Here is an 11785-nt window from a genome sequence, read left to right on the forward strand (position 1 = left end):
ACTGACGGGCGGCGGTGAACGGAGAAGGGTTTAACACGAACCGGCTGACGACCGCTCGGCTACTCCTGACTGACGGTGACCTGCGCGGTCCGGATCACTTTCTCGCCCATCTCGTAGCCGGGGCGGTAGAGTTCGTCGATAACGCCGGCGGGGCGGTCGCTCTCGACGCGCATCAACACTTCGTGGCGCTCTGGGTCGGGCTGTTCGCCGGGCTCGGGTTCGATCCGTTCGGCGCCCTCGTCCTCGAGCACGCGGTCCAGTTCCGCGAGCGTCTTCTCGACGCCCTCCCGGATGTTGGCGTCGCCGTCCTGGTCCAGCGCGCGGGCGAGGTTGTCCCGAACCGGGAGCAGCCGCGCGACGAGGTCCTCGGTTGCCCGGGACTGCTGCTGTTCGAGCTTCTTCTGCTGTCGTTTCTTGAAGTTCTGGAAGTCCGCCTGCTTGCGGGCGAGTTTGCCCTCCAGGTCGTCGATGCGTTCCTCGTACTCCTCGCGCTCAGTCTCGACTTTCTGGGATAGCTGCTCGTCCTGGGCCGCGATGCGCTCGATCAGCGACTCGTCCAGTTCCTCCGTTGGGGCGTCCTCGCCCTCGTCCTCGGGCGTGCCCTCGGCGTCCGCCGAGGTTTCGGCGCCGGCGTCTGCGCCGGCCTCGGCGTCGACGGCCGACTCGTCCGCGCCGGCCGTTGGCTCGGTCTTCGTGGGGTCCTCCGTCGGCTCCTCGGCTGCCGCGTCGGCGTCCTCGGTCATGCGAAAAGAGAGCGCGGCCGTGGGTTTAAGCGTTGCAGAAGTGCGGCGTCCCCGGGGCCCCGCCGCTCAGCCCCCGCCTCTCAGCTTCCCCCGGTGAGTTCGTCCAGCAGATGGACCGCTTCCGGCTTCGAGAGCGGATCGTTCGCGTTCCCGCAGTGAGGAGACTGCACGCAAGAGGGGCAGCCGTCCGCACAGTCGCAGTCGTCGATCAGTCGGGCGGTCCGGGCCATCAGGTCCTCGATCCGGTCGTAGCCCCGCCGGGTCAGCCCCACGCCGCCGGGATGGCCGTCGTAGACGAAAATCGTCGACTGGTCGGTGTGGCTGTGGTACGGTGTCGAGAGGCCGCCGATGTCCGCCCGGTCACAGAGCAGGTAGAGCGGGAACAGGGAGATGACGCCGTGCTCGGCCGCGTGGATGCCGCCGTTGAAGCCGTACTCCGGGTCGCCGTCCTCGGCGGCCATCGCGCGCATCTCGACCTCGACGTCCTCCGGGACAGTCCAGTAGAGCGCCTTCGTCCGGAGCGTCGTCTCGGGGAGGTCCAGTGGCTCGTGCCCCATCGTCTCGCCGGAGGCGGCATCCCGGCGCTCGAACCCCGTAATGCGCTCGGTGACGGACACGTCCGCGAACCGAACAGCAGTGTCAGGCCGCGCAGAGAGCGGCTTCTCGCGCAGGTCCTCGTGGACGGTCACGTCCTTCTCGGTCAGCACTTTCGTGTGGTAGTCGGCCCAGGTCGGCTGAAGGCGGGCCGTATCCCGTTCGAGGTCCAACTCCGCCACCTCGTAGCGCTGGCCCTGATGGTGGTAGATGGCGCCCGGATGCGCGTCCCGGAGTGCGTCCGAAAACGACAGCGAGGCGATCACGTCGCCCGAGCGGGCGTCCCGCAGGTCGATCTCGCGGTCGTCGATGGTCCGGAGGTTCATGCTGTGCTGCGGGCTCTCGTCGCCGTCGTGAATCCAGCGCGTCCCCTCGGCGGTGTCGCGGCGCGCCAGCACTCCAGCATCCTCCAGGTCCGAGACCACGTCGGGGTACGGGTCGCCGAAGTGGCGCTCGTCGTCCGCCGAGAGCCAGTTTTCGGCGGCCGCGGAGGCGACGTGGTTGGGCATGATCGCCTCGTTCTCCGGGTCCGAGATGGCGTCCTCCGGGTCGCCCTCGAAGAACGTCTCGGGGTCGCGCATGAGGTACTGGTCCAGTTGGTCCTCGCCAGCCACCATCAGCACCAGCGCCGGATCCTCCCCGCGGCCCGCGCGTCCGGCCTGCTGGAACGCGGCCATCCGGGTTCCGGGGTAGCCGTCGATGATGACGGCGTCCAGTCCACCGACGTCGACGCCGAGTTCGAGCGCGTTCGTGCTCCAAACACCTCGTAAATCGCCGCTGTGGAGCTGTTCCTCCAGTTCACGCCGGCGCTCGTCGGTGAGCGAGCCCTGATAGGCGCCGACCTTCCCTGCCAGTTCGTTCGCCCCGCGACTCCGGAGTTCCTTCGCGGACTCGGAGGCGTAGCGCTCGGCAGTCTGGCGGCTCCGGGTGAACACCAGCGTCTGCTGGCCCGCCTCCACGAGGTCGGTGAACAGCCGCATCGACTCGGTGTGGCTGGATCGACGCCGGCCCGTCCCGCGGTCTTGTTCGTACTCCGGGGGGTTCCAGAGCACCCAGTCCCGCGGCCCGGTCGCGGAGGCGTCGTCGTCGACGAGCGAGAACCCCGAGGGGTCGCGGCCCGTAACCGTCGCCGCGTGCTCGACGGGGTTGCCGATGGTCGCCGAACAGCAGACGTACGTGGGGTCGGCGCCGTAGCGCTCGCAGATGCGGTTCAGGCGGCGCAGCAGCAGCGCGACCTGTGAGCCGAACACGCCGCGGTAGCTGTGGACCTCGTCGATCACCACCAGTTCCAGCGAACTGAAGAACCACTCCCAGAGCCGGTGGGCGTGGGGTAGCAGCGCGTAGTGGACCATGTCGGGGTTCGACAGCAGCACCGTCGGCCGGCGGTCCCGCACGTCACGTTTCTCGGATTTCGAGAGCCGCCCGGTGTACTGATCGACTGAAACCCGGGAGCCAAAGCCCAGATCCCGAGCCAACTCGGAGAGCGTCTCCAGTTGATCCGAGATCAGCGCGTTCTGCGGGCCGAGATACAGCGTTCGGCCGCCGTGATCCATCGCGTTCTCGAAGGCGGGGACGGTGTAGGCGAGGCTCTTCCCGCTCGCGGTCTCCGTCGCGACGACGGTGTCGTCGCCCGCTCGAACGGCCCGGATCGCGTCGGCCTGATGGCGGAACGGTTGCTCGATCCCCCGGTCGGCGAGCGCGCTCTCGAGGCGCTGTTCGAGGTTGAGATCCGCGAACGCGGGCTTCTGGGCCGGCACGCGCCGATGGGCGGCCACTTGGTCCGCGTAGTAGGGGCGCTCGCGGAGCCAGTCGAGCGGTTCGTGCACGGGCGCGCTCGGCGCCCGCCGGCCATGACGGTTCTGGTCCCGGAGGCTTTTGAGCACCGCCGCTAACCGACACGCATGGCCGAGGGCGGCACCTACACGCTCGTGTTCGCGCTCTCCAACCCCACCGATATCGAGGTCGGCGCGCTGGGCGAGCATCGGTTCCCGGCGGGCGGGTACTGCTACACCGGGAGTGCGCTGGGCAGCGGCGGATTCGCCCGGATCGACCGCCACCGACGCGTCGCCGCCGGCGAGCACGACGTGCGCCACTGGCACGTCGACTACTTCGGCGGCCACCCAGACACCCAACTGGTCGCCGTCGAGCGCACGCCCGGGCAGGACTGCGAATGCGCGGTCGCGCGGGAACTCGGCGATGGCCCTGTTTCTGGGTTCGGCGCCTCGGACTGTGACTGCGAGACCCATCTCGCGCTATTCGGAAGCGTCGACGCCGCACGGGAACGAGCGGGCGAGGCCCGCCGATCTCGGCAGGGGAATCCGTAAGCCGGTGGCTCTTAGCCGCTCGGCGTCGACTCCCGAGGCATGTTCGAGCCGATGCCCTATCTGGAGTGGATCCACGGCCGCCCCGAGGCGGCAACCTACGACCTCGGATCGAGTGACCTCCGGACGGAACAGACAGATGGCTCGGTGGTCCTGCCACCGCTCCGGGACCTGTCCGACCCGGACGATCCGCCATCCCTGGAGCACTCTCTCGCCACGGAGTACGGCGTCGACGAGTCCGAGGTGCTGGTGACCGCCGGGGCGACCCACGCCAACTTCCTCGCCGCCGCGACAGCGCTGTCGCTGGCCGACGGTACCGAGGTGCTCGTCGAGCGCCCCGGCTACGACCCCCTCGTCCACACGCCGTCGGGTGTCGGCGGCGAAGTGACGCGGTTCATGCGCCCCGCGGAGTCGGGGTACGCACTGCTTCCGGAACGCGTTCGGAGCGCGGTCACCGACGAGACGGCGATGGTCACCGTCACGAACCGCCACAACCCGACGGGACGGCTCACCAGCCGGTCGGCGTTGGCCGATATTGCAGCCGTCGCGGTCGACGAGGACACCTACCTCCTCGTCGACGAGGTGTACGGCCCCTACACCGAGGACGATACCGGCGGCGCCTTCGGCGGCGTGACGGCCGCGGGGCTGCCCAACACCGTCGCGACCGGGTCGTTCACCAAGTTCCACGGGCTCGGCGACCTCCAGATCGGCTGGCTGATCGGGCCGGAGTCGTTCGTCGACCGAGCGCGAGAAGTGCTCATGCACGTCCCGACGGTCGCAGCGCCGAGCCGGGCGCTCGCACGGCGCTTCTTCGCCCACCGCGACGAACTGGTTGCCGACTCCCGGGCACACCTCCGGCAGAACCACGAGCTGCTGGTGTCGTTCGTTGACGGCCGGCCGGATCTCTCGGGGGAGATCGCCGATGGCTGCACGTTCGGGCTGGTCGAGCACGAACGCGTCGACGGCGACGAACTCACCGAGGCCGCGTGGGACGCCGGCGTACTCGTCGTTCCGGGACGGTTCTTCGACGAGCCGTCGGGGATCCGACTCTCGGCTGGGCGAAGCCCCGAGGAGATCGAAGCGGGGCTCGATGCGCTGGGCGCGGTGCTCGACGACCTCTGAGCGCCGGTCGCGCCGCTGGCCGATAGCGAACAGGTGGCGACACGGCCGGCGAGGGAGGTGCCACGCTCCCGCTGCTCCCTCGCCGCGGTTCTCAGGTCACGCGGGGGAGTGGTCGCGCTTTCCTACTTGAAAAGCGGCCTCAGCTCTCAAGGGTCGCTGCCAGCGTCTCGATGGGGTGTGGCGGCTCCTCGTCGGCGTCGGGGCGGTCTTCGAGTTGCGTTCGACAGGAGGCGCCGGGGGCGACCACCTGCTCGGCGTCAGCATCGTCGACCTGGTCGTAGAGCAGTTGGCCGATAGCTTTACTCATCGAGTGGTGCTCGGCCTCGTAGCCGAAACTCCCGGCCATCCCACAGCAGGTCGAATCGAGCGGCGCCACCTCGTAGCCGGCGCGGCGGAGCACGCCGACAGCGTGGTGGTCCTTCTTCGTCGCCTTCTGGTGGCAGTGGCCGTGGTAGGCCAGCGAGCCCTCGCCCGCAGCGTCGAGCGCGTTGTCGAGGCGGAACGCGTCGAGATACTCGAACACGCCGTAGGTGGCGTTCGCGAGGGCGTCGACGTCGTCGCCGCCTAGCAGGTCGCGGTAGTCCGACTGGAGCATCACCGCGTCGGAGGGTTCAACGACAACCACGTCCCAGCCATCCCGGACTTCCGGCACGAGTGCGTCGACGTTCCGTTCGGCCCGTTCGCGAGCCTCGTCGACAAACCCTTTCGAGAGTGGCGGCCGGCCGCTGGAACCGGCTTCCTCGGCGAGTCGGACGTGGACGCCGGCGGCTTCGAGCACGTCGACGGCGGCTTTCCCCTGTGCCGGGTTGTTGTAGTTCGTGTGCGTATCGGGGAGGAGCAGTGCCTTGCGCTCGGCCTCGCTTTCGGGGATTGCGGGCTCGCGGTCGGCCAGCCAGTCCGCGAAGCTCTCGCGGTGGAACGTCGGGAGCGTGCGGTCGGCGGCGATGCCGACGGTTTTCTCCATCGCCCAACGGGCGCCGGGGAGCTTCGACGCCGCGTTCGAGAGCGGCGCGAGCCGGCTCCCGATTTTCGAGAGCGTGTCGACGTTGGCGAAGAGCTTCTCGCGTAGGCCGGCGCCCTCGCGCTCGTGACGCGCGTGCTCGACTTCGGTCTTCATCTTCGCCATGTCGACCTCGCTGGGGCAGTCCTTCGAGCAGCCCTTACAGCCGATACAGAGGTCGAGCACCTCGTCCTCGAACTCCTGGGTGAACATCTCGTCGTCCGGGAGGTCGCCGCTCATGGCCTGCCGGAGGAGGTTCGCACGCCCCCGGGTGGCCTGAATCTCCTCGTCGGCGGCGCGGTAGGTCGGGCACATCACCCCGCCGGTGGTCTTCTGCTCGCCCCGACAGCCCCCGCAGCCGTGACAGAGTTCGGCCATCCCCTGGAACCCGTTCTCGTTCTCCCAGCGCAGTTCCGGCTCGAAGCCGGCGTCGAACTCGTACTCGGGCGAGAACCGGAGGTTCTCGGTCATCTCGACGGCATCGGCGCGCTCGGGAAGCCACTGGGGTCGGGTCTCGTCGTCGGCGTAGCCACAGACCTGCCCCGGATTCAGTAGCCAGTTGGGGTCGAACGCGCCCTTGAGGTCGCGGAACGCCTCCCAGAGCTCCTGGCCGTACAGTTTCCGGTTCCACTGGGTGCGCGCGCGGCCGTCGCCGTGCTCGCCCGAGACGCTGCCGCCGAGGTCGACGACGATGTCGCTGACGGCGTCGGCGATGGACTCGTAGCGCTCGACGCCCGCGTCGGTCTTGGTGCCGATCAGCGGCCGGACGTGGAGCACCCCCGGGCCGGCGTGGGCGTAGAAGGAGGCGAACGTGTCGTGGGCCTCGAGCACTTCCTGAAAGCGCCGGGTGTACTCGGGCAGTTTCTCGGGCGGGATCGCACAGTCCTCGATGAACGAGAGGTGTTTCTCGTCGCTGGTCCGGGAGAGCAGGATCGGCATCCCGGCTTTGCGCATCTTCCAGAAGCGGTCGCGGGTTTCCTGATCGTGGGCCTCCATCCCCTCGGTCGCCCGCGGTGGGTCGCCAGCGCTCGGCGGGTCGTCACTCGGTTCGGCAGCCATCTCGGTCCCCGGCCGCCGATCCGCGAGCAGGTCCGCCACCTTCTGTCTGCCGTCGTCGTCGCTCTCGGCGTAGAACTCCACGAGCAGTGCCGAGTCCGTGCCTTCGGGGAGCATCCCGACCACATCCGCGAACTCCTGGGTGTCCCGCGCGAGGTCCAGCAGCGTGTCGTCCATCACTTCGACGGCCGCGGGGTCGTGTTCGAGCACCGCCGTCACGTCCTCCATCGCGGCTTCGAGACCGTCGTACGCGAGGAGGGCGACCGCCTTGGTCTCGGGGATCGGTTCGAGCGAGACGGTCGCCTCGGTGACCACCGCGAGCGTGCCCTCGCTGCCCGCGAGCAGGCGTGCGAGATTGACCGTGGCGTCGTCGTCGACCTCGCCGCGACCGGCATCGTCGCCGGAAGCGTGGTCACCGTTCTCGGTCGCCTCGTCGACCAGCATGTCGAGGTTGTAGCCCGAAACGTTCCGCTTGAGTTCGGGGTAGCGCTCGCGGACTTCCGCGGCGTGGGAATCGAGCACGTCGACGACCCCCGCGGCGATGCGGGCTTCGAGATCGCCTTCCGTGTCCGCGCGCTTCCGGAGGTCACCGACGCGCTCCTCGCCGAGTCGGGTGACCGTGCCGTCAGCGAGTACGACCTCGCAGGACTCGACGTAGGCGTCGGTCTTGCCGTACTTCAGCGAGTGGGAGCCGGTGGAGTTGTTGCCGATAGCGCCGCCGAGGACGGACTTGTCGCGCCACGCGGGGTCGGGCGCGAACTTCAGCCCGTGGGGCTCGCAGGCGGCGTTGAGTTCCGCGACGACCGTGCCGGCGCCGGCGGTGGCCGTCGCCGCTTCGGGATCGACCTCGACGATGTCGTCCATTTCTGCCGAGAGGTCGAGCACGACCGCCTCGTTGACGGTCTGGCCGGCGAGGCTGGTGCCGCCGCCGCGCGGGAGCACCGGGATATCCCGGTCGGCACAGTACTCGACGACCGCGGCCACGTCGGCGGTCGATTCGGGAAGGACGACGCCGATGGGGGTCACCTCGTAGGCCGAGGCGTCGGTCGCGTAGAGCTGTCGGGAGTAGCTGTCGAAACGAACGTCGCCGTCGACCAGGCGCTCGAGGTCCTCGACCAGCCCCGGGCGGGCCACGTCGCCGCCCGTGTAGTCGAAGTCGCCCGCCGTCGACGGGTCGGGATCCGCTGCCATGAACTGTGGTTGCGACGGAACCGGGAAAAGCCCACCCCCTCCGGCGAGCGATGTGGCCGGAAGAGGTTTCCGGGATGGGACAAACTACCAACCGATGGCAGGCTCGAAAGCGACCTTCGAACTGTACGAGGACGACGCGGATCAGTACCGCTGGCGGCTTCGCCACGACAACGGCAACATCGTCGCCGACAGCGGCGAGGGGTACGCGAGCAAGCAGAAAGCCCGGCAGGGCATCGAGAGCGTCCGGGACAACGCGCCGGACGCCGACGTCGTGGAGCAGGACTGAGAGACCGGAGCACCTTTTTCGCCGGCCGGCGACCGCCGGCTATGGAGTACGAGACCACCGTCGACGTGCGCTTTCGCGATATCGACGCGATGGGCCACGTCAACAACGCCGTCTACGCCACCTACGCCGAGCAGGCGCGAGCCAACTACTTCGTCGACGTGCTCGACCGGGAGCTTTCGGCGGTCGGGTCGGTGCTGGCGACCATCACGATGGACTACCGGCAGCCGATCCACATCGACGACGGCCCGCTGACGGTCGCCATCGACGTCCCCGACCTCGGCGAGTCCAGCATCCCCATGGAGTACGAGGTCCGGACCGCCGACGGCACGGTCGCCGCCGAAATCGAGAGCGTGCAGGTGGCCTATGACCGCGAGGCCGGGGAGTCGATGCCCCTGCCTGACGACTGGCGCGAGGCGATCACGTCCTACCACGGACTCTGAGCGGGGAGCGGTTTATCAGTCCCCGCCTCCATCTCCAACCGTGTACAGCGCTCGGGACCGGGTGCGGGAAGAGGAGTGGCTCACGGAGATGGGTCGCGCGGCCGACAGCCTCGGCCTCGGGAGCGAGCCACGCTCGACGGCCGAGGACCTGTTTCTGAGCAACGTCCCCGACGCCGAGCGCTCCAAACCCGCCGTCGCGGCCGCCGCGCTCTACGCCGGCGCGCTGATCGCCGGCGAGGAGCGCCCACAGACCGACGTGGCCGACGCGATGGACGTCTCTCGCCTGTCGGTGCAGCAGCGCTGGAAGACGTTACTGGAAAACGCCGGGTTCCGGACGCCGACGTGGTGACTGTGGCTACTCGGGTCTCGTTTTGCCCCGGCCCTCGCGCTCGGGCGTGAGGTTGCCGTGACGGTCGATCTCGCCGGTGACGATCCGCGTCGAGGAGATGCGTTTCCCGTCCTCTGCGGGGACGTGGTCGACGACCTCGATCTGGAGCGGGTCGTACCCTTTCTCCTCCCGGATCTCGTTGATGCGCTTGCCTCCGTCGCGGGTCTCGGGGGAGACGATCAGCGCGTCGAACTGGGGTTCGGTCGCGATTCCGGTCGGTTCCTCGAGTTCGCGGACCTCGAACTCCCGGTCGTACTCCGCGGCGAGTGGCTGGAGTTCGTCCGCCAAGTCCTGTTTCCGGTCCGCGAAAGGACGGACGTAGCGCTCGACGTGGCGTGTCTCCGGGGCGAGTTCGTCGGAGGTGAGCCCGACGGTCAAGTCGCCGAGTTCGAACGCTCGGCGGAACAGCGCGCGGTGACCGTCGTGCACGGGGTCGAACGTCCCCCCGATGGCGACCTGCATATCCCGGTGCTCGGAGTGCCGACGGTTAAAGCGCCGTCATTCGTCCTCGGCGGCCGCGGTGGCGTCCTCGTCCGTGGACTCCTCCGCTTCGTCCGCGTCCTCTGCGTCGGCGTCGGTCACCGAGATGGTCACCGGCCCCTCGTCGTCACCCTCGCTGTCGCGGTCGAGGCGGTCGTCGAGGTTGAACACGGCGTTGAGTTGGTTCTGTACCTGGCCGATGGCGCCGGAGACGAGTTCGCTGGGCGAGATGGCCTCGTACTCGTAGGGGTTGTTGCCGGCGCCCTCACTCTCGCGTTTGCCACGGGAGACGGTGTCCTCCTCGTGGAGCTCGGCGAGCGCTTCGCGAACGGTGCTGGGGTAGAGACCCGTCCCCTCAGCGACCTCCTCGCTGGTGCTTTCGGAGTGCTGTCGCAGGTAGACGTAGATCCGCGCCCGAGTCTCGGTGTCGAGCAGCCACGCGAGCAGATCGACGACGCCCTGGTCGAACTCGCCGACTGCCTTGTCTGCGCCCTCCTCGAGGCGCTCACGGGCCGAACCGGGATCGTCGGTCTCCTCGTCGGGTTGGGGCTCTTCGGACATATGTGTTCTACCGGAGGTCAGAACTACGCGCTGAAAAACGTTTGCCGCGCGGCGTGATTGTGGGGTTCTGGGTGGCGACGCGTCCCGGCTACTCCAACTCGACCTCGACCTCGTTTTCCGTGATGTGGAGGTAGGTAATGTACGTCCCGCCCTGTCGGGACTCGTAGTCGAGGTTCCCCCGGGAGGCATCGAGGTCGAGTTGGGCACCGTTCCCGCTTCCACCGGTGCTGCTCCGGGCGTTGATCGTGAACTCCTCGCCCAGCAGCGCGATATAGTGCCGGGAGAGGTGGTACGTCGTCGTCTCGTTGCCGGTCTCGAAAGTGCTGTCCTCCCCGTCCTCGTCGGTGTGGTTGAACTCGGCCTGGCTCGAGGCGTTCCCACTCCAGTTGTAGTAGGTCTCGCCCGGGGTAGTGTCCTTATACGTCAGGTTCACCCCATCGGTCGCGTTGCCGGCGGTGAGGTTGACGATCAAGTGGGTTTCTCCCGACCGTTCCTCGAGTCTGATCGGTCTGCTGTCGATGGGAATGGAGCTCTTGACCCACTCGTGTTGCGCGCCGGTGTCGGTGTTCCGGTAGAACATCCGGAGTTCGAGATTGCTGGGGTTGCCCTGCGGGACGTGGACGACGTACTCGAAGCGATGTGGGCCGGATTCGGCGTAGAAGCCGGTGTAGTGGTTGTTGAAGTCGTTCCCACCGTCGCTCACGAAGGTGACGTTGAAGTCGGTCAGGCTGTGTTCGGGGGCCTGCCCGCGGGCAGTGACGCCGTTTTCGTCCATCGCGTCCGCGAGCGCGAACTCCCCGACGGTGTCGGCAGTGACCAGTTCGACCGTCGCCATCTCGTTCCCGTGGTCGACCGTCACGTCGCCGGTCGTCCGGGTTCGGAAGAACTCCGCCCAGCCCTGGTAGAACCGGCTCTGGACCGTGACGGTGACGTTCCCGGAGGTGACCGGGTTGGCGTACGTCGTGTTGTCGCCGTAGGGGGCGCCTTCGTCGTCCCAGGTCTCGTTACCGTCGGTCGTCTCGTTAGGGAACAGCCGCCGCGACTCGTTCGCCTGCGTGACGATTGCGGTGGTCCGGCCGGCGGCCTGCTGGTCGGAGGTGACCCGGACCACCGGCAGCGTCAGCGTCGCACCGCGGTAGTTGAACTCCGGCGGCGAGCGCATCACGCTGCCGTTCCCGCGGCGCTCCCAGACGCCGCCGCCCTGATAGCCGACCTCCACGTCCTCGTTGCGGTAGCTGACCGATCCCAGCGTGGCGTTGTAGATGGTTTCGTTGTCGCCGGTTCCGGTGGCGTTGTGGTGGACCACCCGCATCCATCCGGAGTCGGTCTCGCTGACGAACTTCCCCCTGCCGGAGGAGCCCAGATCGACGCGCTGGCTATGACTCTCGCCGAGAGCGACGACGGCCGCCTTGGAGTCGAACTGAGTCAGCGAGTGCTCTGCCTGCGAGATGGTGGCCGTGCGCTCGGTGTCGGCGAACGCCTGCGCGCCGATGGTGACGATGGCGCCCGTGCCGATGATGGTGATGCCCAACAGGAGCACCACCCCCACCACGCTCGACTGGCCACGGACGCTATCTGGTCGCATCACGGCTAGCTACGACCT

The 11785-nt window shown here is 68.3% G+C and carries 10 protein-coding genes and 1 pseudogene; 5 read left to right on the top strand and 6 right to left on the bottom strand.

The genetic code is table 11. From position 1 onward, the window contains the following. Positions 1 to 59 precede the first annotated feature (59 nt). A complete protein-coding gene (locus J2753_RS05925; RefSeq protein WP_209491004.1) occupies positions 60 to 743 on the bottom strand; it encodes a nucleotide exchange factor GrpE in 684 nt (227 codons plus the stop codon). Between the two features lie 80 nt (positions 744 to 823). Further along, complete coding sequence (locus J2753_RS05930; RefSeq protein WP_209491005.1) at positions 824 to 3163, bottom strand: DEAD/DEAH box helicase; 2340 nt, start codon at positions 3161 to 3163, stop codon at positions 824 to 826. A gap of 75 nt (positions 3164 to 3238) precedes the next feature. On the opposite strand from J2753_RS05930, the gene J2753_RS05935 reads away from it, so the two are divergent. Together J2753_RS05935 and J2753_RS05940 are read left to right on the top strand one after the other, a co-directional pair. After that, entirely contained in the window at positions 3239 to 3661 is a 423-nt protein-coding gene (locus J2753_RS05935; RefSeq protein ID WP_209491006.1) for a GIY-YIG nuclease family protein, read from the top strand. A 39-nt stretch (positions 3662 to 3700) separates the two neighbouring features. Next, a complete protein-coding gene (locus J2753_RS05940) occupies positions 3701 to 4780 on the top strand; it encodes a pyridoxal phosphate-dependent aminotransferase (protein ID WP_209491007.1) in 1080 nt (359 codons plus the stop codon). A 139-nt stretch (positions 4781 to 4919) separates the two neighbouring features. Here the strand turns inward: J2753_RS05940 and J2753_RS05945 are convergent, their stop codons facing one another. Beyond that, positions 4920 to 8027, bottom strand: a complete 3108-nt coding sequence (locus J2753_RS05945) for an FAD-binding and (Fe-S)-binding domain-containing protein (RefSeq protein ID WP_209491008.1) — start codon at positions 8025 to 8027, stop codon at positions 4920 to 4922. Between the two features lie 94 nt (positions 8028 to 8121). Here J2753_RS05945 and J2753_RS05950 point away from each other — a divergent pair. The 3 genes and pseudogenes from J2753_RS05950 to J2753_RS05960 form a co-directional block, all read left to right on the top strand. Next, positions 8122 to 8313 (top strand): annotated as a pseudogene (locus J2753_RS05950) (HVO_2922 family protein); the annotation flags it as partial. 41 nt (positions 8314 to 8354) lie between these two features. Then, on the top strand, positions 8355 to 8753 hold the full coding sequence (locus tag J2753_RS05955; protein ID WP_209491010.1) for an acyl-CoA thioesterase: 399 nt from the start codon (positions 8355 to 8357) through the stop codon (positions 8751 to 8753). Positions 8754 to 8793: 40 nt separating this feature from the next. After that, positions 8794 to 9102: a transcription initiation factor IIB family protein gene (locus J2753_RS05960; protein WP_209491011.1), complete on the top strand. Its 309-nt coding sequence runs from the start codon at positions 8794 to 8796 to the stop codon at positions 9100 to 9102. A gap of 6 nt (positions 9103 to 9108) precedes the next feature. Here J2753_RS05960 and J2753_RS05965 read toward each other — a convergent pair whose 3' ends face one another. The 3 genes from J2753_RS05965 to J2753_RS05975 form a co-directional block, all read right to left on the bottom strand. Then, on the bottom strand, positions 9109 to 9603 hold the full coding sequence (locus J2753_RS05965) for a phosphopantetheine adenylyltransferase (protein ID WP_209491012.1): 495 nt from the start codon (positions 9601 to 9603) through the stop codon (positions 9109 to 9111). Between the two features lie 36 nt (positions 9604 to 9639). Then, positions 9640 to 10182 (bottom strand): helix-turn-helix domain-containing protein, encoded by a 543-nt coding sequence (locus J2753_RS05970; protein WP_209491013.1) that lies wholly within the window; start codon positions 10180 to 10182, stop codon positions 9640 to 9642. Between the two features lie 88 nt (positions 10183 to 10270). After that, positions 10271 to 11767 (bottom strand): DUF7289 family protein, encoded by a 1497-nt coding sequence (locus J2753_RS05975; protein WP_209491014.1) that lies wholly within the window; start codon positions 11765 to 11767, stop codon positions 10271 to 10273. Between the last annotated feature and the right edge of the window lie 18 nt (positions 11768 to 11785).

This window comes from Halolamina salifodinae (assembly GCF_017874235.1).
Classification (GTDB): domain Archaea; phylum Halobacteriota; class Halobacteria; order Halobacteriales; family Haloferacaceae; genus Halolamina; species Halolamina salifodinae.